22 protein-coding genes are annotated in these 24,195 nt (G+C 33.4%); 9 read left to right on the top strand and 13 right to left on the bottom strand.

The features are described from left to right. Nucleotides 1-114 precede the first annotated feature (114 nt). Nucleotides 115-528, top strand: coding sequence for a universal stress protein (locus CD041_RS01530; protein WP_037545469.1), 414 nt, complete (start codon nt 115-117; stop codon nt 526-528). 81 nt (nt 529-609) lie between these two features. Here the strand turns inward: CD041_RS01530 and CD041_RS01525 are convergent, their stop codons facing one another. Then, nucleotides 610-1,299 (bottom strand): metal-dependent hydrolase, encoded by a 690-nt coding sequence (locus tag CD041_RS01525; RefSeq protein WP_002478042.1) that lies wholly within the window; start codon nt 1,297-1,299, stop codon nt 610-612. Nucleotides 1,300-1,459: 160 nt separating this feature from the next. On the opposite strand from CD041_RS01525, the gene CD041_RS01520 reads away from it, so the two are divergent. Further along, nucleotides 1,460-2,515, top strand: a complete 1,056-nt coding sequence (locus tag CD041_RS01520; RefSeq protein ID WP_070648405.1) for a M24 family metallopeptidase — start codon at nt 1,460-1,462, stop codon at nt 2,513-2,515. 56 nt (nt 2,516-2,571) lie between these two features. Here CD041_RS01520 and ald read toward each other — a convergent pair whose 3' ends face one another. Continuing rightward, on the bottom strand, nt 2,572-3,693 hold the full coding sequence (gene ald / locus CD041_RS01515) for an alanine dehydrogenase (protein WP_070544743.1): 1,122 nt from the start codon (nt 3,691-3,693) through the stop codon (nt 2,572-2,574). 141 nt (nt 3,694-3,834) lie between these two features. Here ald and CD041_RS01510 point away from each other — a divergent pair, with 141 nt between their 5' ends. After that, nucleotides 3,835-4,335 (top strand): universal stress protein, encoded by a 501-nt coding sequence (locus tag CD041_RS01510; RefSeq protein WP_002458864.1) that lies wholly within the window; start codon nt 3,835-3,837, stop codon nt 4,333-4,335. A 360-nt stretch (nt 4,336-4,695) separates the two neighbouring features. Here the strand turns inward: CD041_RS01510 and CD041_RS01505 are convergent, their stop codons facing one another. The 7 genes from CD041_RS01505 to ezrA form a co-directional block, all read right to left on the bottom strand. Next, nucleotides 4,696-5,892, bottom strand: coding sequence for an acetate kinase (locus CD041_RS01505; protein ID WP_080606557.1), 1,197 nt, complete (start codon nt 5,890-5,892; stop codon nt 4,696-4,698). An 81-nt stretch (nt 5,893-5,973) separates the two neighbouring features. Next, complete coding sequence (locus CD041_RS01500) at nt 5,974-6,921, bottom strand: class I SAM-dependent methyltransferase (RefSeq protein ID WP_070648403.1); 948 nt, start codon at nt 6,919-6,921, stop codon at nt 5,974-5,976. Nucleotides 6,922-7,039: 118 nt separating this feature from the next. After that, the gene (tpx, locus tag CD041_RS01495; RefSeq protein ID WP_002478039.1) at nt 7,040-7,534 is read right to left on the bottom strand and encodes a thiol peroxidase; all 495 of its coding nucleotides are present in this window, start codon (nt 7,532-7,534) and stop codon (nt 7,040-7,042) included. A 105-nt stretch (nt 7,535-7,639) separates the two neighbouring features. After that, nucleotides 7,640-8,410: a TSUP family transporter gene (locus CD041_RS01490; protein ID WP_002458860.1), complete on the bottom strand. Its 771-nt coding sequence runs from the start codon at nt 8,408-8,410 to the stop codon at nt 7,640-7,642. A 37-nt stretch (nt 8,411-8,447) separates the two neighbouring features. Beyond that, a complete protein-coding gene (gene thiI, locus CD041_RS01485) occupies nt 8,448-9,671 on the bottom strand; it encodes a tRNA uracil 4-sulfurtransferase ThiI (RefSeq protein ID WP_002478038.1) in 1,224 nt (407 codons plus the stop codon). Next, the gene (locus CD041_RS01480; RefSeq protein ID WP_037542886.1) at nt 9,671-10,804 is read right to left on the bottom strand and encodes a cysteine desulfurase family protein; all 1,134 of its coding nucleotides are present in this window, start codon (nt 10,802-10,804) and stop codon (nt 9,671-9,673) included. The genes thiI and CD041_RS01480 overlap by 1 nt, the downstream gene beginning before the upstream one ends. A 266-nt stretch (nt 10,805-11,070) precedes the next feature. Then, nucleotides 11,071-12,765 (bottom strand): septation ring formation regulator EzrA, encoded by a 1,695-nt coding sequence (gene ezrA, locus CD041_RS01475; RefSeq protein WP_080606556.1) that lies wholly within the window; start codon nt 12,763-12,765, stop codon nt 11,071-11,073. 130 nt (nt 12,766-12,895) lie between these two features. On the opposite strand from ezrA, the gene msrC reads away from it, so the two are divergent. Together msrC and rpsD are read left to right on the top strand one after the other, a co-directional pair. Then, nucleotides 12,896-13,363 (top strand): free L-methionine (R)-S-oxide reductase MsrC, encoded by a 468-nt coding sequence (gene msrC, locus CD041_RS01470; protein WP_070648401.1) that lies wholly within the window; start codon nt 12,896-12,898, stop codon nt 13,361-13,363. A gap of 226 nt (nt 13,364-13,589) precedes the next feature. Beyond that, entirely contained in the window at nt 13,590-14,192 is a 603-nt protein-coding gene (rpsD, locus tag CD041_RS01460) for a 30S ribosomal protein S4 (RefSeq protein ID WP_002458855.1), read from the top strand. 168 nt (nt 14,193-14,360) lie between these two features. Here rpsD and CD041_RS01455 read toward each other — a convergent pair whose 3' ends face one another. Beyond that, on the bottom strand, nt 14,361-15,107 hold the full coding sequence (locus CD041_RS01455; RefSeq protein ID WP_002458854.1) for a glycerophosphodiester phosphodiesterase: 747 nt from the start codon (nt 15,105-15,107) through the stop codon (nt 14,361-14,363). 78 nt (nt 15,108-15,185) lie between these two features. Between CD041_RS01455 and CD041_RS01450 the strand changes: the two genes are divergently transcribed. The 3 genes from CD041_RS01450 to serA all read left to right on the top strand — a co-directional run bounded on the left by CD041_RS01450 (nt 15,186) and on the right by serA (nt 18,670). Beyond that, nucleotides 15,186-15,632, top strand: a complete 447-nt coding sequence (locus CD041_RS01450; RefSeq protein WP_002458853.1) for an SACOL1771 family peroxiredoxin — start codon at nt 15,186-15,188, stop codon at nt 15,630-15,632. Between the two features lie 268 nt (nt 15,633-15,900). Beyond that, nucleotides 15,901-17,061, top strand: coding sequence for a pyridoxal-phosphate-dependent aminotransferase family protein (locus CD041_RS01445; protein WP_037545480.1), 1,161 nt, complete (start codon nt 15,901-15,903; stop codon nt 17,059-17,061). Beyond that, complete coding sequence (gene serA / locus CD041_RS01440; protein WP_070648399.1) at nt 17,051-18,670, top strand: phosphoglycerate dehydrogenase; 1,620 nt, start codon at nt 17,051-17,053, stop codon at nt 18,668-18,670. The genes CD041_RS01445 and serA overlap by 11 nt, the downstream gene beginning before the upstream one ends. Nucleotides 18,671-19,055: 385 nt before the next feature. Here serA and CD041_RS01435 read toward each other — a convergent pair whose 3' ends face one another. The 3 genes from CD041_RS01435 to CD041_RS01425 form a co-directional block, all read right to left on the bottom strand. Continuing rightward, a complete protein-coding gene (locus CD041_RS01435; protein ID WP_002478030.1) occupies nt 19,056-20,180 on the bottom strand; it encodes an HAD family hydrolase in 1,125 nt (374 codons plus the stop codon). Between the two features lie 130 nt (nt 20,181-20,310). Next, the gene (nagE, locus tag CD041_RS01430) at nt 20,311-21,780 is read right to left on the bottom strand and encodes an N-acetylglucosamine-specific PTS transporter subunit IIBC (RefSeq protein WP_070648397.1); all 1,470 of its coding nucleotides are present in this window, start codon (nt 21,778-21,780) and stop codon (nt 20,311-20,313) included. 359 nt (nt 21,781-22,139) lie between these two features. After that, on the bottom strand, nt 22,140-22,757 hold the full coding sequence (locus CD041_RS01425) for a lysophospholipid acyltransferase family protein (RefSeq protein WP_002458847.1): 618 nt from the start codon (nt 22,755-22,757) through the stop codon (nt 22,140-22,142). Between the two features lie 163 nt (nt 22,758-22,920). Between CD041_RS01425 and CD041_RS01420 the strand changes: the two genes are divergently transcribed. Further along, the gene (locus CD041_RS01420; protein WP_002492617.1) at nt 22,921-24,144 is read left to right on the top strand and encodes a S1C family serine protease; all 1,224 of its coding nucleotides are present in this window, start codon (nt 22,921-22,923) and stop codon (nt 24,142-24,144) included. Nucleotides 24,145-24,195: the final 51 nt, after the last annotated feature.

The following is a 24,195-nucleotide window of genomic DNA, read 5'->3' as shown; positions in this document are numbered from 1 at the left end:
TATTATTCATTACTTGTAAAGTTATTTTATTTTGAATAAAGTTTATTTTTCACACAATTATTATTGGAAAACAAGCATAATTCTACTACAATAAGGGTGAGGAGGGATGTATCTATGTATAAAAATATTTTATTGGGTGTAGATATTCAACTTAAAAACGAAAAAGCATTAAAAGAAGTGTCCAAATTAGCTGGTAAAGATACTGTGGTTACTATTTTAAACGCTATTGGAGAACAAGATGCTCAAGCATCTATAAGAGCTGGTGTTCATCTTGATAAGATATGCGAAGATCGTGACAAAGGTCTTGCAAAAACAAGAAAAATACTCGATGACTACGGTATTAAATATGACCAAATTATTGTGCGTGGCAGTGCAAAAGAAGAATTACTTAAGCACGCAAATAGTGGCAAATACGATATCGTTGTTTTAAGTAACCGCAAAGCTGAAGAACAAAAGAAATTTGTTCTCGGTAGTGTCAGTCATAAGGTAGCTAAGCGCGCACACATCCCTGTATTAATCGTTAAATAGTTTCAATTCTGTATGAATATTAAAAAGGACTCAGTTATTACTAAGGTTTCTGAGTCCTTAAACTTTTACACTAATTCTATCTTAAAACTTAACCGCTTCACCTGGTTCAAGTATTTGTACATCACCATATGTTACAGCTTCTTTAAATTCTTGTGGATTTTGTTCAATTAATGGGAATGTATTGTAGTGTATTGGTACAGAAATTTTGGGTTGAATAAATTCATTAATCGCATAGCTTGCATCATCAATCCCCATTGTGTAATTATCACCTATTGGAATGAAGCAAACATCTACAGGATGACGTTGTGCAATCAACTTCATATCGCTGAATAGACCTGTATCTCCTGTATGATAAATTGTCTTACCTTCTGTTTCAATAATTACACCCATCGGCATACCCAAGTAGATTGGAATTCCGTCCTCATTTGTTAGGCTTGAACTATGGAAGGCTTGGACATATTTCACAGTTCCAAATTCGAATTCTGCCTTTCCTCCAATATTCATACCGCGAACATTTTCTACACCTTTGTTTGTAGTTAAATAACCCTCTAATTCTGCTGAACCAATCACCGTAGCATGATTACGATTTGCTAATTCAACCGTATCACCAAAATGATCTTCGTGTGCATGAGTTAATATAATATAATCAACCTCTAACGTTTGTTCATCTAAGTCACACTTGTCATTACCTGAAATAAAAGGATCGATAATAACTTTTTTACCGTTGCTCTCAAAATAAACTGTTGATTGTCCGTGAAATGAAAGTTTCATCATATTTCCTCCTTAAAACGTCTGTAATTTAGTTATACCCTACATATTACAATTTTAACAATAAATTATAAGTTAAAGATAGGATTCATTAATGAGTATATTTTGAAAAATAACCTAAATAGCCGTATTATGGATTTAAGATGATTTAGGAGGTAAACACATGACAAACACAGATACAATCATTGAAACGTTAAAGGATCAGCAAGCTGACGCTGCATGGATTACAACACCACTTAATATCTTTTATTTTACTGGTTATCGCAGTGAACCACATGAACGATTATTTGCTCTGCTAATTAAAAAAAATGGAGAACAAATATTATACTGTCCTAAAATGGAAGTTGAAGAAGTAAAAGCATCTCCCTTTGAAGGTAAAATCATTGGCTATCTAGATACTGAAAATCCATTTAATTTAATGACACAAACATTTAATAAAATGTTGATAGAAAGTGAGCATTTAACTGTTAAACGACAACGTGAATTGGCACAAGGCTTTAACGTAAAATCATTTGATGACATTGATTTTACTATTAAACAGTTAAGAAATATTAAATCAGCTTCTGAAATTGAAAACGTCAAAAAAGCGGCCCAACTCGCTGATAAATGTATAGAAATTGGTGTTTCTTTCTTAAGAGTTGGTGTAAAAGAACGCGATGTTGTAAATCATATTGAAAATGAAATTAAAAAATATGGTGTTTCTGAAATGAGTTTTGATACCATGGTATTATTTGGAGACCATGCTGCATCACCTCATGGCACACCAGGAGATCGTGAGTTACAAGACAATGAATATGTCCTCTTTGATTTAGGTGTAATCGTTAACCACTATTGCAGTGATATGACTCGAACTGTGAAATTCGGTACACCTGAAAATCAAGCACAGGAAATATATGATATTGTATTAAAAGCAGAAACAACTGCAATTAAAGCTATTAAGCCAGGTGTAAAGCTTAAAGCAATTGATAAAATAGCACGAGATATTATTTCTGAGGCAGGTTATGGAGAATATTTCCCACATCGTTTGGGACATGGACTTGGATTAGAAGAGCATGAATATCAAGATGTTTCTAGTACAAATGAAAACGTATTAGAAGCTGGAATGGTCATAACAATTGAGCCTGGCATTTATGTACCTAACGTAGCAGGAGTGAGAATTGAAGACGATATTCTAGTTACTGAAAATGGTTATGAAATACTTACGCGTTATGATAAATAAAATATTGCTATACTAAAACGTCCGGATAACTTTAATCCGGACGTTTTTTACCTCAATTATTTTTCTTTAAGCGCATCTTCAACTGAAAGGTATTCTAAATTAAATGCTTCAGCAACACCTTTATTTGTAACATGACCTTTATACGTGTTTAAACCTTGAGACAATGGTTGATTAGCTTTAAATGCTTCTTTATACCCCTTATTAGCTAGTAATTGTGCGTATGGTAGTGTTGCATTATTCAATGCAATCGTAGATGTGCGTGGTACTGCTCCAGGCATATTCGCAACTGCATAGTGCACCACGCCATGTTTAATATACGTAGGATCATCATGTGTCGTAATTTTATCTGTCGTTTCGAAGATACCACCTTGGTCTATGGCAATATCAACTACGACCGCGCCATCTTTCATTTGTTTAATCATATCTTCTGTAACAAGATTTGGTGCTTTAGCTCCTGGAATAAGTACTGCACCAATAACTAAGTCACTTTCTTTCACTGCATTTTCAATATTAAGTGGGTTTGACATAATAGTATGAATACGACCATCAAATAAATCATCAAGTTCCTGTAATCGCTTAGGATTTACATCTAAAATTGTTACATCTGCACCTAAACCAAGTGCAATCTTAGCAGCATTTGTACCAGCTTGTCCTCCACCAATGATTGATACACGTGCTTTAGGTACCCCTGGAACACCACCTAGCAAGATGCCCATTCCGCCTTTAACTTTTTGTAAAAATTCTGCACCGATTTGAGCTGACATTCGACCTGCAACTTCACTCATTGGTGTAAGCAATGGTAATGAACGATCTGGTAATTGCACTGTTTCATATGCTATCCCAACCACTTTATTATCGATAAGTGCCTGTGTTAATTTTTCTTCATTAGCCAGATGTAAGTAAGTAAATAAAATAAGACCTTCTTTAAAATATTGATATTCTGATTCCAATGGCTCTTTTACTTTGATAACCATTTCAACATCCCAAACATCAGATGCATCATTTATAATTTTAGCACCTGCCTGTTCATAATCAATATCTTCAAAAAATGAGCCCATACCAGCGTTAGTTTCAACAAGAACTTCATGCCCTTGCTCAACTAAAGCATGCACACCACTGGGTGATAAGCCCACTCTGTTTTCATTGTTTTTTATTTCTTTTGGAATCCCTATTTTCATTCCTTCCACCTCCATTCATATCGTAACGCTATCACTATGAAAGCGCAATCAAAATATACACAAAATTGTAAAACTATATTAATTTAATATTCTGTAAATTGTGGTAAAATAAAATTAAGAAAAGCGAAAGGGGCAACCGCAATGTTAACTTATAAAAATATTCTAATCGCAGTAGATGGATCACATGAAGCTGAATGGGCTTTTAACAAAGCTGTAGATGTTGCAAAACGTAATGAGGCTAAATTAACGATTGTTAACATCATTGATTCAAGAACGTATTCTTCATATGAAGTATATGATGCTCAGTTTACTGAGAAATCTAAAAACTTCTCAGAGGATTTACTGAGAGGCTATAAAGAAGTTGCTACAAAAGCAGGTGTTCCAACAGTTGAAACGCGTTTGGAATTCGGTTCACCAAAAGCTATTATTCCAAAAAAACTAGCATCTGAATTACATGCAGATTTAATTATGTGCGGTACATCAGGTCTTAATGCAGTTGAACGATTTATCGTTGGCTCTGTTTCAGAAGCTATTGTACGTCATGCACCATGTGACGTATTAGTGGTTCGTACTGAAGAAATCCCAGAAGATTTCCAACCACAAGTGGCTACAGCAGAACTTCGTAAGCAATATCAAGCGTAATTAAATCACTTTTATTTATATTATATTGACGAGGCAAAGACATAAATGTCTTTGCCCTTTTTTGTTACTATATTAAACGATACTAAGACATAGCTAAGTGCTTTTAAGTTCGAATTCCATAGGCGACACAGTCACATGAGAAAACAGAACAAGGAGTCCAAAGCACAGTAAAGCTGGTTAAACCTTTTTTAGCAAAGCAAGTTGGGTAGCTGAAGTTCTCACCTATGTATGAGAAACAACAATTCACAATATTGAGTATAAAAGAAACACAAAGCTAATTTATGTCAAACCTGTAATACACCCTTATAATTAAAGGAGACGTCCCTATTTCAGAAACGTCTCCTTTTTAACTTTAAATTATTATAAATCGCCAAATTTAACTGTGTCTCTTGCAATCATAACTTCTTCATTTGTTGGAATAACTAAGACTTTTACTGGTGAATGTGGGTAATTGATAAAGGCTTCTTTACCACGTAATCCTTCATTCTTCTTAGGATCCCAATATACGCCCATAAATTCTAAGCCCTCAAGAACTTTTGCACGAACAACATCAGAGTTTTCTCCAACACCAGCTGTGAATACAATGACATCCACCCCATGCATTCTTGTAGCGTACGAACCAATGTATTTATGAATTCTCTCTGCAAAGACATCTAAAGCAATTTGTGCACGTTTATTACCTTCTTGAGCATCTCCTTCAAGGTCACGCAAGTCACTTGAAGTACCAGAAATACCTAATAAACCAGATTCTTTATTCAATACATTTAGAACTTCTTCAGCTGATTTATTTGTTTTTTCCATAATAAAAGGAATAAGTGCTGGGTCAATATTTCCTGAACGTGTACCCATAGTCACACCAGCTAAAGGTGTGAAGCCCATAGAAGTATCAATAGATTCTCCACCATCAATAGCTGCAATTGAGGCACCATTACCAATATGACATGTAATAATACGTAATTCTTCAATTGGTTTACCTAATAACTCTGCAGCACGTTGTGAGACATACTTATGACTCGTACCATGGAAACCATATTTACGAATGCCATAATCTTCGTAATATTGATAAGGTAAGCTATATAAATAAGCTTGTTCTGGCATTGTTTGATGGAATGAAGTATCAAATACTGCCACATGTGGAATATTAGGTAATAATTTTTTAAATGCTCTAATTCCCATCAAATTAGCTGGGTTGTGAAGCGGTGCTAATTCAGATAATGATTCAATTTGTTTCTCTACTTCATCAGTTACAAGAGCTGATGTTGGGAACAATTCACCACCATGAACAACACGGTGACCAGTTCCTTCAATATCATTGATATTTTCGATGAAGCCATGTTTTTCAAAACTATCTAACATGATATTAACTGCTTCTTCATGATTTTTAATATCTCTTACTTCTTTTACTTTTTCATCATTTACTTCTACAGTAAAAATTGAATCCTTTAATCCAATACGTTCAATTAAACCTTTTGTTACTAATTTTTCTTCAGGCATTCTAATCAATTGAAATTTCAAAGAAGAACTACCAGCGTTAATCGCCAAAATTAATTTCGACATTTGTCCTTGGCCTCCATTTTTTATAATAGTATCCTATACTATTTAACCATTAATACAGTAGTAATTCAAGAGTAATACAGTTTAATTTTCTGGATGATTTGTTACTAACCAATCATTCAATTCAGCAATAAATGATTGAAATTGATGTGGATTCTTAAAATCAGGTATATTAGCCAATAAAACTTCAACCGATTTAGTCACATGTGGTTTTTTCTTTTGTAAAATTAAAATAGATTTACGCGCATGTTCACTTTTAAACAGTGTTTTAGGTAAGTTTAAAAATGCTTGCATTTCTGTTTCTGTAGCAATAAAATTCTGCAGCTGTTGTACCCTATCCCCTTCAAATATAGAGCTAGGTACTACTAAAAATGCATAACCACCTTGACGTAAAGCTGTTATACTCTGTTCAATCAATAAATGATGTGAAAAACTATGTCCTTCTTTAAATCCTAAAACCATATCTTTACTCCGCTCGTCAACAGGATAATATCCAATAGGAAAATCTCCAATCACAACGTCGGCTTCTTCTAAAGGTAGTGGCATGATAGCATCTTGAGGATATACATCAAAAGGTATTTCTAAAAAGTTCGCTAAATGGACACTTACTCTTGATAACACGGGATCAACTTCAATAAGATGATGCATGAGCGTCGATTCTTTCAATACTTCATTTACTGTTGCGCTTAAATGGCCAGCACCACTTGCCATATCAACAACATGTAATTCTTGCGATTTTGCCATAAACTTTTGAACTAAAAATCCCAAAATCAATCCTATTGAGTCAGGGGTGATTTGATGATTGGCCTGTATGGTTTCTTCCTGTAATAAACTTAAATAGGCAAATTGAAAGGCTTTACGACGATCTTGTAATGTAGCTTGTTCAAGTAAATCTCGACGCTGTTGATACACATATTCCATCGCTAATCCTAGATTTTCGATAAAGCTTTGTCCATTTTCTTTATTCAAGCTCTTAGCCTTTTCATCAAGCGTTTTAAATAACGTTTCCATGATGGTTTCTTGTTCTTGCATGATAACGAGACTTCCTTTCTCATAAAAAATGTCCACATTATTTCTTGAGAAGTCAATATCTTTATGTTCTCATCGATTGAAATAACTGTGGACACATCAATTTAATATTATTAACAGATTATATTTGTTGATATGCTTCTAATGCAGCATCAAAGTTTGGAAAATCAGTGTTTTCACTTACAATTTCTTTATATACAACTTTATTATTTTTATCTAAGACGAATACTGCTCGATTTAATAATCGCATTTCTTCGATAACTACACCAAAATTTTTACCGAATGAAAGTTCTTTATGGTCACTTAACGTAATGACATTATCTAAACCATTCGCTGCACACCATCTCTTTTGTGCAAAAGGTAAATCTACAGAAATCGTTAATACAACACCGTCTTCTTTCGCTGCTTCTTCATTAAATTTACGCGTTTGTTGATCGCAAACACCAGTATCTATAGAAGGAACCACACTAATTAATTTCTTTTGTCCTTGATAAGTATCTAATGTTACCTCACTTAAATCATTAGCCAATACTGTGAAATTCGGCGCTTGATCTCCTTGTTGTACTTCTGAACCTAATAAATGAATAGGTTGGTTATTGAATGTGACTTCAGCCATAATCGATGACCTCCTAATAATGTTATATACTTCATATATGTCATCATACGCCATACATAATTACAAAATCAATCATTTAATCTATAAAGAAAGTACTATTTTTTCTTATAACCAATCTCTGACATAATCAAAAATATTTTTTAATATTAACATTGAAGTGACAGTGACAAATAATAATTTTATATATCCTACACCCTTGGCAATCGCAAAGCGCGCACCAACATATGATCCAACAATCATGCTTATAGCCATAATGAAACCAATCATATAATCAACATGCCCCAAAATCATAAACAAGATAAGTGCACCTATATTTGACGCAAAATTCAAAACTTTAGCATTTCCAGCTGCACTTAAAAAATCAAAACCAAATAGCAATAATACAAACAGCATAAATGAACCCGTACCTCCACCCAAAAAACCATCATAAAAACCAATAATAAGCATGAGTGTTACAAAAATTATTGCTTTTACAGGCGTTAATTTAGTAAAAGTACGTACACTTCCCCAATCTTTTTTCACTAGTGTATATACCATTACTAATGTCAATATGATAATAATTAATGGTTTAAGTACTTCTGCTGGCAGAAAGATAGCTAAACTAGCCCCTCCAGCTGCAAATATGAATACAAATGGAAAGAGCTTGAGAACGATGTTCAAATCCACATGTCCAGACCGAATAAATTTAATCGTACTCGTCAAGGATCCAAAACTGCTTGCAAGTTTATTTGTACCTAATGCTAATGCAGGTGGTAAACCAATTGCCAACAAAGCGGGCGTTGATATTAAGCCACCCCCACCTACAACAGCATCAATGAATGCAGCTAAAAAGCCAAATAAAATGATAATTAAAACAATGTAAATATTTATATCCATCACAGCATCCCCTTACACTTAATAACTATCAAAGATACTAAAATAATTCATTTATTAAAGCAGCTGTGTCTTCATCTTTTTTGCTTTTATAATTTTTATCTATTGTTAATGTTTCAATCTGCTCTACCGCTTGTTGTATCAAACTATCAAAATCAAACACACGCTCATATTTTTCAACCTTATCAAAATCTGGTTCTGTTACAGGATTTTTTGGTGTAAAAATAGTACAACAATCTTCAAACGGTTGAATTGATACGTCATATGTACCAATCTTGCGTGCCATTTTAACAATTTCTTCTTTATCAAGTGTCAAAAGAGGACGTAATACAGGTGTAGAAGTAACATGATTAATAGCATACATACTTTTCAACGTTTGACTTGCTACTTGTCCTAGATTTTCTCCATTAACAATCGCATGTGCACCTATTTCATGAACAACTTTGTCAGCAATACGCATCATCATACGACGCGTAGATGTCATTGTGTATCTTGGGTGAACAACTTTGTTGATTTGTTTTTGTAAATTTGTAAATGGAACAATATGCAATTTAATTGGACCTACACGTTGAGACATAATGCGTGTAAGTTCAATGACTTTTTCTTTGGCTTTTTCACTTGTAAATGGTGGGCTATGGAAATGTATGGCTTCAATGGTTACACCACGACGCATTACTTCAATTCCTGCAACCGGTGAGTCAATACCTCCTGATAACATTAATAATGTTTTGCCACCTGTACCAACTGGCAACCCACCAGCGCCTTCAAAGATTTCATGATATACATAAATCGCGTCTTTTCTAACTTCAACACGTAGTTCATAGTCTGGTTGTTTTACGTTCACTGTAAGTCCAGGAACATTTTCAATAACAGCGCCACCCACTATACGTTGTAATTCATAAGTATCTAATGGAAAAGTTTTATCTGAGCGTTTAACATCAATTTTAAAAGAAGCATTTGTGTTAAAATTTAATGCTAATTTGATACATAGTTGATTGATTTCATCAACAGTTTTGCCAGTTTTTAATACTGGACTTACTGATTTAATACCGTAAATTTGAGTTAAGCGCTGGATGACTTCATTACAATCCGTTTCTTCTTCTAAATCTATGTACATGCGATCTCTTTTTCCCATGACATGCGTGCCATTGATTGATTTTAATGCTTTATTCACATTGTCCTTTAAGCAGTTGACAAATTTTTTACGGTTAGCCCCTTTTAAAGTGAGCTCACCATACCTAACTAAAATATGATCATAATTCATTACTTTAATAACTCCTTCACTTCTCCATATATTTCATTAAATGCTTTTTTGAATGTATCTATATCTTCTTGGCTTGTAGTATCACCAAAGGATATTCTAATGCTTCCTTCAATGCGTTTATCTGACAATCCCATAGCTAACAATACTTCATTAAGTTTTTCTCTTTTAGAAGAGCAAGCACTCGTTGTTGAAACCATAACATCCAGTTTAGAAAATGCATTGACAAGTACTTCTCCTTTAACGCCTGGAAATGCGATATTAACAATGTGTGGTGCAGCATTTTCTGGCGAGTTTAAGTATACACCTGGATAAATTTTTAACATATCTACAATTTGCTGTTTAAATGATGCAAATTTTTCATACCGTGATAACAAGTGTTCATTAGCTAATTTTAACGCTTTGACCAAAGATACATCCATAGGCAAGTTAACAGTTCCACTACGTACACCATACTCTTGACCGCCACCTTGAATAATCGGTGTGAGCTTTCTAACATTATCTATGAGAAGTAAACCTTGTCCCTTTAAGCCATTAAATTTATGACCACTCAGACTCATGCTATTGATTCCTTCTATTAACAGAGGTATTTTACCAAATGCCTGTACAGCATCTACATGAAAATGCGCTTTAGGATAGTGCTTTAATAAATCTACAATAGCTTGTATAGGTTGAATTTGTCCCATAATATTATTAACATGCATACACGTTACAAGACCAACATCTTCGGACATTAATTGTTTTAAATGTTCCACATCTATTATTCCTTGCGAAGTAACATTTACATATTTTAATGTAAAACCTTCTTGTTCTAAACTACGCATTACTTCTAACACTGAAGGATGTTCTAAAACGGATGTTATAATGACATTAGCTGTATCTCTTTTTCTATAAGCGATACCTTTTAATGCGATATTGTTTGATTCAGTTGCGCCACTAGTGAATAGAACATCAAATTGCGGACAATTCATGATTTGTGTTACTTGCTTTTTCGCTTGTTGCAATATTTGCGCTGCTTGTAACCCAGCATAATGTGGGCTATTCGGATTATAATATAATGACTGATTCACCTTTACAAAAGAATCTATTACGTCTAGATTGGCTTTCGTTGTTGCCGCATTATCAAGATAAATCAAAACCAACACTCTCTTTCATTTAACTGTATTCTATTAAAACTATTATCTGCTATTTTTATAAAAATTAATACTCAAGCATTATACTATTTTTTTGAAAAATTAAAAGTAAATTTCTTCATTTGTCTCTTTTTAGATTCTACTACCCAATTGAATTCGTAGAACAGTAGTGCAATTTAATTTTTATTACGGAGTCAATATAGTATAAGTAGGCTGGAACATAATCAAATGTCCCAGCCTATTTTATGCATTTCTATTGTATAGTGCAATTATTCTTTTGTCATTTGTTCTTCTATATATTTTGTTATACCTGGTTCAACTTTCTCAAGTGCTTGTTCAGCAAGCTCAATTGATCGTTTATAACGATTGTTTTTAAATAGGCGTTCTGCTTCGTTTAGACTCTTATCTAAACTATTATCATCTTTACGATAGCGATTACCGTATTGTATTAATCGTTCAGCATAAACTGCATTTACTAATACATCATTAGCCTCGTCTTCAAACGTATTCATTTGAATTACAATTTTAGCAACTTTATCCTTTAATTGCTTGACATGAATAGGTTTGGTACTAAACTGTTCATTTACAGCTCTAACTTCGTGATCAATCTCATTTTTCATAATGATAAATCGTTCTGGTACACTTGTTAGATTAGATGCAAGCAATCGACGATATACTTCTTCTTTTTTAGACTGTACACGTAAAAGATTATCTTCAGCATCTGCTTCATCTTCTCGTAATTGAATTAAATGATTTTGTAATTTTTCTTGATCCTCGTTTATTTCTGCAACATGATCGTCTAAATACTCTAAGTTGTCTTTAACTTCACTATAACGGACCGCTGACTTAGACATTTCTTGTAATATTTCATCGTAAACTGCAATTAGATTTTGAATTTCATTTTCATGCTGTCTCACGCTATGAACATCGCTCTCATTAATGAAATAATTTTCTTTAACATAATCTATTTCAGTTTTAAGTGTATAATTCATTTCTTTCGCTCTAAATAATGCGTCAGTAATGTCCTCTTTAGACTCTTCAACTTCATTTTTGGCTTTAACTTCATATTCAATTAAATCATACATTTCATCTAATTTATCATTAATGGCGTCTAATTTTTCATTTGCAGCTTCTAATTCTAATCGACTAATCATTGGCTCAACAAAACTTAATTCCGTTTTCAAACTTTGTAGCGTGCCATCAATTTTGACATGGTCTAAATCAAAACCATCAACTTTTAAGTCGCGACAGCCATATTTTAAATCTTGGAATTGTCCTGGTAATTCCTTTTGGGCTTCACGAATTAATTCCGGAATTTCTTCCATATATGTTTTAAGTTGTGTCATTGTTTCATTTAAGCCAGCAATGTGATTATGTGCTTGAACATAATTACCTTCTGCTTTAAGTGTTTCAAATTGATCAAGTTGCGGTTCGAATTGTTCAATTTGTTGTTCTAAAGGTGCAGCTGCTTCACCATATTGATGTCTATTAGCCAACACATCACGTTTCATTTCACGGTAATTTGTTTTACATTGTTGATAAATACTCTCACTATCTTTATGTAAAGCTACAATTTCATCAACTTCTTTTAATTGTGACTGATACCCTTCTTCATAATGATCCATTAATTCATTGGCATCATCGATATCATTCTGAGCTGCTGAAAATTTAAATTTATCAAGCTGTTCTTCAGCACTTTGTAGTTTTTCTTCTACTGGTGCTAAATAATTAGTTGTGTTATCCATTGTAGCTTTTTTCAATGCATCATATTTCGTTTTTGTTTCACCTTTCAAGTTTAGCTTTGTTAATTTTTCTAGATTGCTTTCATAAGGTAACTGTTGAATTTCAACTTTACGTTCTTCAGCATTAGAAATTAAAGTTCGCTTGTTTGAGCGCAAAAAGAACATAATTCCTATAGCAATCAATAAAATGATGAAAATTGCTAAAATAATGTATAAGACCATCTCATTCTCCTCCTAATTTATCACATTTTATTATAACGTAATTTGCCCTGTGATTTAAGTGAAAAATAGATGAATTGCCGAATTTATTTTTACCTATTATAATATGAAGAAAAATGAGCGAGGTAATTTAATGACTGGTACAACATCTACAAATTATAATTTACTTTCAAAACAACTTCAGAGTTTAATAGAAGATGAAACTAATTTAATCGCTATATTAAGTAACACATCTGCTTTATTAAATGATAATCTCGACCAAATAAATTGGGTTGGTTTTTATTTAATAGACAATCAAGAACTAATATTAGGACCATTTCAAGGTCATCCAGCGTGTGTTCACATCGCTATTGGAAAAGGTGTGTGCGGCACTGCTGTTGCACAAAACCAAACACAGCGCATTGCGGACGTCCACCAATTTCCGGGACATATCGCTTGTGATGCACAAAGTAAATCTGAAATAGTCATACCTTTACATCAAAACAATGAAATTATTGGTGTATTAGATATTGATTCTCCTATTAACAGTCGTTTTAAAGAGGAAGATCAGCGACAATTAGAAAACTTAGTATCAATTATCGAACAACAACTTTCTCTGTAGTTATATTTAAGTATTGACACTTTACCATAAAATGTTACAATAATATTTGTGTGAATTTACGAAAGTAGCAGCTATATATTATTAAGCACTATGTTGTTCCCAAAGCGGACGTGTCGTGTAACTGTAGCTATAAGGCGAAGACACATAAAACAACATATCTTGATGAGCATATAGCACTCTTTTTTGTTTATTCATAACAACAAAAAAGAAAAGGAGGAGTCAATTTATGGCTCGATTCAGAGGTTCAAACTGGAAAAAATCTCGTCGTTTAGGTATCTCATTAAGCGGTACTGGTAAAGAATTAGAAAAACGTCCTTACGCACCAGGACAACATGGTCCAAACCAACGTAAAAAATTATCAGAATATGGTATGCAATTGCGTGAAAAACAAAAATTACGTTATTTATATGGTATGACTGAAAGACAATTCCGTAATACATTTGATATTGCTGCTAAGCAATATGGTGTACATGGTGAAAACTTCATGATTTTATTAGCTAGTCGTTTAGACGCAGTTGTTTATGCATTAGGTTTAGCCCGCACACGTCGTCAAGCTCGTCAATTAGTTGGTCATGGTCATATTGAAGTAGATGGTCGTCGTGTCGATATCCCATCATATTCATTAAAGCCTGGTCAAGTGATTACTGTACGTGAAAAATCACAAAACTTAGATATTATTAAAGAATCTGTTGAAATCAATAATTTCGTTCCTGAATACTTAGATTTTGATGCAGATAACTTAAAAGGTACTTTCGTACGCTTCCCTGAACGTAGCGAATTACCAGCAGAAATCAATGAACAATTAATCGTTGAGTACTACTCAAGATAATAAGTGTTAGACTTTAGGACATCATTCCTAAAAAATTAGCCAGTAAATGCGTATTTTGTAAATGCATTTACTGGCTTTTTTACGTTACGGATGACTGTATGGCTTCATATTCCCTGTATTATCGTATTTTTACTTACAGGTCACAATTTAAAATTATTAACGCTTTCTTTATAGTTGAAAAAGTTCATCTGGTATATCTGTAATAATGCCATCGACACCTAGTTTAATAAGTGACTGTGCAGCTTTGGCTTCATTTACAGTGTACGGCATAACTTTGAGATTAACTTGATGTGCGCCATCGATAAATTTTTTAGTTACTATAGAGTAATTGGGATTAATATAGTCCGCATATTGTGAAATATCTTCAAAATTTGGTAAACGATGCCAATATTTCTTCTTACTTATCAATACACCAAGTTTGTATTCTGTCGTTTTTGTTGCTATAGATCGCACACTTTCTTCGTCAAACGATTGTAAAATCACTTGCCTTTTCGGCATATGATAGCGATCCAAAACGTCGAGTAACATATCTTCAATACCAGGATATTGTTGAGGAACTTTCAACTCTATCAATAATATTTTTGAATATTGTCGTGCTAATTGTAATATGTCTTCTAATTTAGAGATTCGGGTTCCCTTAAAGGCTTCTCCCCATTTGATTCCAAAATCAAATTGTTGTAATTGTTCATATGTATAATCTATGACTTTTCCTCGCCCATTAGAAGTGCGATCAATTGTATCATCATGTATGACCACAAGTTGCTTATCTTTAGTGTAATGGACATCAATTTCTAACATATCTATTGGTAATTCTAAAGCCGCTTTTAAGCCTATATATGAATTTTCAGGATAACGTTTTGATAAACCACGATGTGCAACGATGCTAAACGTTGAATTAGGTCTTGAAATAGTCATTAAAAGTCCCCTTCCTTGCTTTCTATTTTAAATTATCTAAACTAAAGTTAACATATCAAACATGGAGGTCAAAGTTATATGGTTAAGCATGATTTTAAAGTAAAAACACATTGGACAGGAGGACGAGAAAGTATTGGTACCGTAGAAGGCGATATTTTGAATGAACGTATTTCCATTCCCTCATCTCTTGGTGGTAATGGCACCGGGACAAACCCAGATGAAATGTTAGTTTCAGCTGCCTCATCTTGTTATATCATATCACTCGCAGCCGCTTTAGAACGTGCAAGGTTTGATAACATTACTATTAAAAATGAATCTATAGGAACTGCTCAATTTAATCAAGGTAAATTTTCAATGATAAGAATTGTTCATAAACCAACAATATTTATTGATAAATTGCAAAGCAATCGTTTACAACAACGTATTTCAAAGCTAACTCAAATTGCTGATGAACATTGTATGATTTCAAATTCTATCAGAGGAAATATAGAGATTATTATTGAACCAACAATAGCAGAGAATTAACAATGCGTATTATTTTATATCAAGTGACTAAGTACAGCATTCTATGAACAAAAGTCCTGCAATGCGGAGAAAAAAGACACGAAGAAGATTTTTAAGTTGAAATCCTCTTTGTGTCTTTTGGTATTTATGTCTTAACCTGTTTCAGCATTCAAATTGAAATTAGGTACAACTATCTCTATTTTTAAATATATAATATATGAAATTGCCTTTAAAATTTTCAGAATATTTGGTAAAATTGAAAAATCATCATATTGGAGGAAGTTTTATTATGCACTATTACGAAACTTTATTATTAACACCTGGTCCTACCCCAGTACCGAAAGAAATCAATGAAGCCATTCAATTGCCTATGGTAGGTCATCGCTCGGCCGACTTTGAAAACATAGCTAAGACGGCATTTACATCTCTGAAAAAGATTTTTGGCAGTACAAATGATGTTATGGTATTAACTTCAAGTGGAACAAGCGTATTAGAAGCAAGTATGTTAAATATCGTTAATCCAGATGACCATTTTGTCGTTATTGTTTCAGGAGCTTTTGGTAATCGTTTTAAACAAATTGCAGAAACATATTATCAAAATGTACATGTTTTTAATGTAGCATGGGGAGAAGCTGTTAACATTGATGCATTTAAAAATTACTTATCTAATCTAAATGAAACGATTACAGCTGTATTTTGTCAGTATTGTGAGACATCAACTGGTGTCTTGCATCCCGTTGGACAAATAGGATATGCAATTAAATCTTTTGATCCTGACATTTATTTTGTCGTTGATGGTGTCAGTTGCATTGGTGCTGTTGACGCAAATATGGAGCGGGACAATATCGACGTGCTAATATCAGGTAGTCAAAAAGCTATTATGCTGCCACCAGGACTTGCTTTTGTCGCATACAATGATCGAGCACTCGAAAGATTTCAAGAAGTAAAGACGCCCAGATTTTATTTAGATTTAACTAAATATCATTCATCATTAATACAACATAGCACACCTTTCACACCAAATGTAGCACTCTTTAGAGCACTTAACCGCTATAGCGCGTTAATCGAAAATGAAGGATTTGAACATGTTATTAAACGACATAATATCATTAAACAAGCTTTAAGAACAGCACTAAAGGCTTTAGATTTAGACTTATTAGTACAATCACAAGACGCCTCACCTACCGTCACTGCTTTTATACCAAAAGATAGTGCTGAGCTCAAATACATTAAAGATTCATTAAAAGCAAACTATCGTATTACAATTGCTGGTGGCCAAGGCAAACTTAAAGGTCAGATTCTGCGCATTGGTCATATGGGAAAGGTTTCACCATTTGATATTCTTTCTGTTGTTGCAGCGTTAGAAACGATTTTATCTGACTATCGCAAAATGAATTATATTGGTAAAGGCATGAAAGCATATATGGAGGTAATTCATCATGAAGCATAAGATATTAGTAGCAGACCCTATATCTAAAGAAGGTCTTACGGCATTAATAAATAATCCCAACTTTCAATTAGATATTCAAACTAATTTATCAGAAAATGAATTGTGTGAAATGATTGATAGTTATGAAGCTCTAATTGTTCGTAGCCAAACACAAGTCACTGCTAAAGTATTAGAATCTGCCTCACACCTCAAAGTTGTTGCACGTGCTGGAGTTGGCGTTGACAACATTGACATAAATGCTGCTACATTAAACGATATAATCGTGATTAATGCACCTGATGGAAATACGATTTCAGCAACTGAACATTCAGTTGCTATGCTCTTAGCAATGGCACGCAATATTCCAAATGCACATGCTTCATTACAACAAGGAGCATGGAATCGTAAAGCATTTCGTGGTGTAGAACTTTATCAAAAAACTCTGGGAGTAATTGGCACTGGGAGAATTGGTCTTGGGGTAATTAAACGTTTGCAAAGCTTTGGTATGACTGTTTTAGCATATGATCCATTTTTAACTAAAGAAAAAGCCAAAGAATTAAATATCGTTATAGCCTCACTAGATGAGATAGCTAAAAAAGCAGATTTTTTAACTGTGCATACACCTTTAACTGAGAAGACAAAAGGTATGATTGGAAAGGACTTCTTTAATAAAGCAAAATCAACATTACAAGTGATTAACGTTGCACGTGGTGGCATTATAGATGAAGCAGCTTTATTTGAAGCAATAGATAAAAAACAAATTGCCAAAGCTGCCATCGATGTCTTTGAAGAAGAACCTCCAACTAATTCACCTTTAATTAGTCACGACGATATTATTGTAACGCCTCATTTAGGTGCCTCAACTATTGAAGCCCAAACCAAAGTAGCCATTTCAGTTTCGGAAGAACTTGTAGACTATTTTGAGCAAGGATTAATTAAGCATGCGATTAACGCGCCAACATTAGATTTTTCTAATATTAGCAACACTGCTCGAGAATTCATTAAAGTTAGTGAAATTGCAGCTGAACTTGCTGTGCAATTATTTGATCACGCACCAGAAGACATTAAAATCACAGTAAGCGGAGAAATTGTTGAACCGCACGCAGATTTAATCTTGCGTTCATCCATTACACAGTTACTAAAACCACATTTTGGCCATCGTGCAAATTTAATCAATGCTTTAGTATTATTAAAAGAACAAGAAATTAATTATCAAGTTGAAACAAGAACATCAGCTGGCTCAGCTTTTAAGAATTATGTTGAAATACGTTTGCAACATCAATCATATTCTCTAACTATTGGTGCAACCGTTATTGAAGGGTTTGGTCCAAGAATTATAAGAATTAATGATTTCTCAGTCGATTTTCAGCCTAATGCTTATCAATTAATAACTTATCACAACGATGTGCCTGGAATTATCGGTCGAACAGGAGCGTTGCTTGGTCGAGAACAAATCAATATTGCAAGTATGTCGTTAGGTAGAAATACTGAAGGCGGACAAGCCATGATGATTATTGCTGTCGATCAACCAATCACAGACAAAGTTATTCAACATCTCAAACAAACCCAGCAATTCACAAAGATTCATGGAACAATTCTATCGATTCCTAACACAGAGTCTAAGGCATAAAGTTTTCTCCAAGAACTTAGAATAATATCATAAACTATATATACAGAATGGACCATCAATCTCAAAATTATGAGGCTGGGACATAAATCTCAGAAAAATAGCAGTCAGATGAATTGAATTCAACTCATCTGACTGCTTCTTTTTTATTGAATACTTCGTATTGTTGGCTCGCTTTCTTAGGGGACAGCTTCAGCCACCCCAACCTACACTACCAATAGAAACTTCAGTTTTAATATCTTCAAATGATATCACCTACCATATTCATGATATTGTGGAAACCAAGCCCTAAGAAAAATTTAGTCATTTTCAATCCATTACATTTATGTCCCAGACTGTTCAAAATAATCCGTAAATAATCTATTATATATAACTTACCAATCTTTATTTATAGTAGAATGCTTCTAATTTCACCAACATGGTTGATAATAAAGTCTGCCCCATGCTGTTCTAATTCAAGACGAGCTGATTTGCCGCTCAATCCAGTTAATGTTCCAATAAACGTTGCTCCAATTTTTTTCGCACACAATAAATCTGCTAGTGAGTCTCCCACAATATAAACATCTGTACCACAAACGATATGATTTTGATTTTTGATATATTCACTGTAATGCTCACGATGATTTCCATTTAATGTTGCTATATAACTAAATGGATTCGGCTTACCTAATGGTGCAGAAGATGGATATTGTGATTCAGCAGTTAATACCTCTGATGCGGTCACAATATGTGACTGATCAAACCATTGTAATAAACTAAATGATTTAAACGGCACAATTGTTTCTGTTCTAGGTCTGCCTGTTGCAACAGCCAATTGATAGCCTGCTGCATTTAAATCATGTAATAATTGTTGAATTTCCGCTTCAGGCCGTAATAAAATTTCTTGAAAAATAAAGCCTTTTTTAAAGGTGCTTCTTGGTTTTTTCTGTTCAATCTCTTCATATAAACTTTGTCCTAAATACCATTCTTGATAAACCTCTTGCGTAAAATGCCACAGCGTACTTTTTAAATTAAACATATCATCTTGAACAATCTCTAGCTCCTGTTGTGCATATTGCTTTAATGATTCATATATTTGAGTTTTCCCATGTGTTGTCGTTGATAAAAAATGCTTAACATTTAGTGGTGAAAGGCTCGGTTGTTGATTTAAATGTTGCTTAATAAATGCAATACTGTCTACAGTAAAATGCTGACTTGACAGCACAGCCTCTCTATCTCCTTTAGAAAGCTCCTTCAAAATATGTATAAAATGAATGCTAAAAACAATAAATAACATATCCCAATTCGAATTAAGACCCAGTGATTTAAAATGATTTAAAATCTTATCATTCTGAAATATCTCATTTCTAATTTGTTGAATTTGATCATCTGTTAAATCACTATATTGTTTAATAGGTTGAAGACCTAAATAATTTTCACTATGTAATAATTCATCAACTGTGAGTGCTGAAACATCAAAACAACGTTCTTCACTTAAAAAAACGCCATCAACATCAAATAATATAGATTTCACTCACACCACATCCTCTCTATTACTTTTCTTAATCATACCTAATTGATATGTTTGGTGCAAATGCAAAATGCGGTTAAACAGTACGTCAATGTAGACATTTGCTTAACCGCATTTTAATGCTATTTAAATTCTACAATTGCTTTTCAATTTCATCAGCAACTTGTTGAACATGCGTTCCTACAATTACCTGCGCTGAATGGTTGCCACTCTTAGTAACACCTACTGCCCCAGCATTTTTTATTTTCTGTTCGTCTATCACTACATTATCCTTCAGTTCCATTCTAAGACGTGTCGCACAATTCGTTAATGATACAATATTATCCTTACCGCCAAGCCCTTCTAAAATCTGTTTAGCAGTATTGTAATATTTACTTTGACCCTCACCATTATCTGGAACTGCGTGATGATTGTTATCAGTTTCAGTAGGATTAGCAAGCAAATTATCCCCTCTACCAATTGTATTTAAGTTAAAGACCTGTATAACAACTCTAAAAATAACATAATATAATACAAAGAAACACACGCCTTGTACTAATAACATCAACGGATGATTTGCAACAGGATTAATTAATGATAGGGAATAGTCTATCAATCCTGCACTAAATGCAAACCCTGCAGTCCAATGAAACAATGCTGCAATAAATAGTGATAACCCAGTTAATAATGCATGAATAACAAATAAAACGGGTGCTACAAACATGAAAGCAAATTCGATAGGTTCAGTTACACCAACAAAGAATGCACCAATTGAGCTAGCTAAAAACCAAGCATACACTTGCTTTTGCTGTTTGCTTTGAGCCGTATGATAAATCGCTAAAGCAGCAGCTGGCATACCGAACATCATTACTGGGAAGAAACCTGCTTGATAACGTCCTGTAATGCCTTTTACGGCATCTTTACCACTTTGGAATTTACCAATATCATTGATGCCAATAGTATCGAACCAGAATACACTATTTAATGCATGATGTAATCCAGTTGGTATTAATAACCGATTAAAGAATCCATATAAAAATGCGCCAAATGGTCCAAACCCTGTGATTGTTTTTCCAAAAGTAACTATAGCATTATAAACAACTGGCCAAGCTACAAGAAGCACCAACACCAAAAACGTACAGAAAAATGCAGTTAATATCGGCACTAATCTACGTCCACTGAAGAAAGATAGCGCAACTGGTAATTCTGTTTCACTAAATTTATTATATGTATACGCTGCTATTAAACCGATAACAATACCAATAAAAACATTTGAATTATTCATTTGTGAAAAAGCTAAATCTAGACTATTTTCTTTAACATGTAAAACTGGAGCTATCTTGGCTGGTGACAAAACAACAGTTACTAGCAAATAACCCGTCACTGCTGCAAGCGCAACTGCCCCATCATTCTTTTTCGCCATACCAATCGCTACACCAATTGCGAATAAAATACCTAATTGTTCCAGTATGGTTGAACCAACAGTAGTAAAGAACAAAGCAACTTGTGCCCAGATATGCAACGCATTTAATGCATTACCTATTCCAGTAATAATCGCAGCAGCAGGTAATATTGCTACTGGTAACATTAGCGAGCGACCTAAATTTTGAAAAAACTTACCCATATTATCAATCCTTAATACGTATTTATTTTTATTACTTATTTATTATAATTGCCAAACAAATAAATAACCATATGCATTTTGTATTTTTATAGATTTATTTGAAAATGTTAACAAAATATTTAATATTACGAAACTTCTAATACAAAGTATATATTACATAATCTTTATAGCTTGCACGCTTCTATTTTAGTTATGAATTTACCTTTAGCAATATTACATAGCAGTTTAATTAATCATCGTTTCACCTTTAATGTGTAAAAAGTAAAAGCGAACTTCTATTAAATTTTAATAAAAATCCGCTTTGTTTCACTATATATTTTATCTTCAAACTTAAATTTGTTGGTAATATAACAATTTAATTATTTTTCATAATATAAGACATTTAACTCTTTCTGTAATTCCCCTGTTCTTTTTTCAATTTCTTTGGTAAGATATTCAATCTTTTCATTACGTTTTAATTCTTTTGGAATATCACTAAGATAAATAGGTTTTCCAAATTTAATTGTGGCACGACCAGTCAACAATCCTAAAATATGCTTTGGTCCAACGTAAGCAGCTGGTAAAATCGGCGACTTACTTAACAAAGCAATTGTAGAGGCACCTCTTTTTAATGGTGCGCCTTCTGTAGATGTTCGATGTCCTGTTGGAAAGATACCTACCGTTTTATTTTGCTTTAATAAATTAATAGGACGTTTTAATGTACTAGGACCTGGATTTTCTCTGTCTACTGGAAATGCGTTTAAAGAAGTTAAAAATTTACCTATCCATTTATTTTTAAATAATTCTTTTTTAGCCATATAATTAATTTCATTTGGCACAAGCGCTAGCGCTAACATAATGACTTCGTTATAGCTTTCATGTGTACATGTCACAATATATTTACTATCCTTCGGTACATTTTCTTTCCCTAATACATATAAAGATTTAGCCCCTTTTACTAACAAGACATTTAATAATTTACTGATGATTTGATACATAATGGCACCTTCTTTGCTTTTATTTCAACAAATTGAATTTTATCATTATATTCTTGCCTTAACAAGTAGCGTCAAAGATACTTCTAAAGTCTGATAGTAATTTACTAGAATTATTGTTGAAAACCATACATAATAATATTATGTATGAAATAGGAGGTAGACAATGTCAATATTCAATCAACATTATAGAAATCCAAAACCTCGTTTTCCTTTGTTTAAAACAATAGTCATTGCTATTGTTGCAGGAATCATAGGTGCATTAATCGTCTTAGGTATTGGAAAAGCGCTAAATCATACTAGCTTGAATCAAAATGGTTCGCAAGTGCAAGAGGCAACAAACTCTAAAGGTGGCAATCGGCTGGATGGTAAAAGTGAAAAATACAATTCTGTCAACCAAATGATTAAAGATGTATCACCTTCAATTGTGGGTGTTATTAATATGCAAAAAGCTTCAAGTATTGATGACTTGCTGCGTGGTAAATCCACAAAATCACAAGAAGCAGGTGTTGGTTCTGGTGTAATATATCAAGTTAATAATGATTCATCTTATATTGTAACGAATAATCATGTTATTGATGGCGCGAATGAAGTTAAGGTACAATTACATAATGGTAAACAAGTTGATGCTAAACTCGTTGGTAAAGACGCGGTTTCAGATATTGCAGTTTTGAAAATCAAACAAACAAATGGAGTTAAAGCCATTAAATTTGCTAATTCTAGCAAAGTGCAGACAGGTGACTCTGTATTTGCAATGGGTAATCCTTTAGGACTTGAATTCGCTAATTCAGTTACTTCAGGTATCATTTCAGCCAACGAACGTACCATCGATGCAAATACATCGTCTGGCGGTACAAAAGTGACTGTCTTACAAACTGATGCTGCGATTAATCCAGGTAATTCTGGAGGTGCACTTGTTGATATAAACGGTAATCTTGTGGGCATAAATTCAATGAAAATTGCCGCTGAACAAGTTGAAGGTATCGGCTTTGCTATTCCTAGTAATGAAGTTAAAGTTACGATTGAACAACTTGTAAAAAACGGCAAAATCGAACGTCCTTCAATTGGTATTGGATTACTAAATTTAAGTGAAATTCCAGACTCGTATCGTGAAGAATTGCATACAAATCGAAAAGAAGGCGTATATGTGGCTAAGGTTGAACATGGAAGTACGATCAAGAAAGGTGATATTATTACAAAGATAGATAATACAACAGTTAAAGAAGATACCGATTTAAGAACGTACTTATATCAACATAAAAAACCTGGTGAAAAGGTAACTTTAACTATTATTAGAGACGGAAATACAAAAGAAATCGACGTAACATTAAAAAGTCAAAAAGCATCTCATACTTCAGAGTCATCAAGAAGTAGCCAATTTGCACAATAACTTCTTAGCATTTGAATTTAATTTATATAAAAAGGGTCTGGGACATACATC

Origin of the sequence: Staphylococcus lugdunensis (assembly GCF_002901705.1) — a bacterium.
Taxonomy (GTDB): domain Bacteria; phylum Bacillota; class Bacilli; order Staphylococcales; family Staphylococcaceae; genus Staphylococcus; species Staphylococcus lugdunensis.
Note: the sequence above shows the minus strand (reverse complement) of the source record. Positions and strands in the feature narration are given on the sequence as shown.

Bases quoted from the DNA above. Each gene is read 5' to 3' on its own strand.
- CD041_RS01530 (WP_037545469.1), top strand. From the start codon at position 115: ATGTATAAAAATATTTTATTGGGTGTAGATATTCAACTTAAAAACGAA.
- CD041_RS01525 (WP_002478042.1), bottom strand. From the start codon at position 1,299: ATGAAACTTTCATTTCACGGACAATCAACAGTTTATTTTGAGAGCAAC.
- CD041_RS01520 (WP_070648405.1), top strand. From the start codon at position 1,460: ATGACAAACACAGATACAATCATTGAAACGTTAAAGGATCAGCAAGCT.
- ald (WP_070544743.1), bottom strand. From the start codon at position 3,693: ATGAAAATAGGGATTCCAAAAGAAATAAAAAACAATGAAAACAGAGTG.
- CD041_RS01510 (WP_002458864.1), top strand. From the start codon at position 3,835: ATGTTAACTTATAAAAATATTCTAATCGCAGTAGATGGATCACATGAA.
- CD041_RS01505 (WP_080606557.1), bottom strand. From the start codon at position 5,892: ATGTCGAAATTAATTTTGGCGATTAACGCTGGTAGTTCTTCTTTGAAA.
- CD041_RS01500 (WP_070648403.1), bottom strand. From the start codon at position 6,921: ATGCAAGAACAAGAAACCATCATGGAAACGTTATTTAAAACGCTTGAT.
- tpx (WP_002478039.1), bottom strand. From the start codon at position 7,534: ATGGCTGAAGTCACATTCAATAACCAACCTATTCATTTATTAGGTTCA.
- CD041_RS01490 (WP_002458860.1), bottom strand. From the start codon at position 8,410: ATGGATATAAATATTTACATTGTTTTAATTATCATTTTATTTGGCTTT.
- thiI (WP_002478038.1), bottom strand. From the start codon at position 9,671: ATGAATTATGATCATATTTTAGTTAGGTATGGTGAGCTCACTTTAAAA.
- ezrA (WP_080606556.1), bottom strand. From the start codon at position 12,765: ATGGTCTTATACATTATTTTAGCAATTTTCATCATTTTATTGATTGCT.
- msrC (WP_070648401.1), top strand. From the start codon at position 12,896: ATGACTGGTACAACATCTACAAATTATAATTTACTTTCAAAACAACTT.
- rpsD (WP_002458855.1), top strand. From the start codon at position 13,590: ATGGCTCGATTCAGAGGTTCAAACTGGAAAAAATCTCGTCGTTTAGGT.
- CD041_RS01455 (WP_002458854.1), bottom strand. From the start codon at position 15,107: ATGACTATTTCAAGACCTAATTCAACGTTTAGCATCGTTGCACATCGT.
- CD041_RS01450 (WP_002458853.1), top strand. From the start codon at position 15,186: ATGGTTAAGCATGATTTTAAAGTAAAAACACATTGGACAGGAGGACGA.
- CD041_RS01445 (WP_037545480.1), top strand. From the start codon at position 15,901: ATGCACTATTACGAAACTTTATTATTAACACCTGGTCCTACCCCAGTA.
- serA (WP_070648399.1), top strand. From the start codon at position 17,051: ATGAAGCATAAGATATTAGTAGCAGACCCTATATCTAAAGAAGGTCTT.
- nagE (WP_070648397.1), bottom strand. From the start codon at position 21,780: ATGGGTAAGTTTTTTCAAAATTTAGGTCGCTCGCTAATGTTACCAGTA.
- CD041_RS01425 (WP_002458847.1), bottom strand. From the start codon at position 22,757: ATGTATCAAATCATCAGTAAATTATTAAATGTCTTGTTAGTAAAAGGG.
- CD041_RS01420 (WP_002492617.1), top strand. From the start codon at position 22,921: ATGTCAATATTCAATCAACATTATAGAAATCCAAAACCTCGTTTTCCT.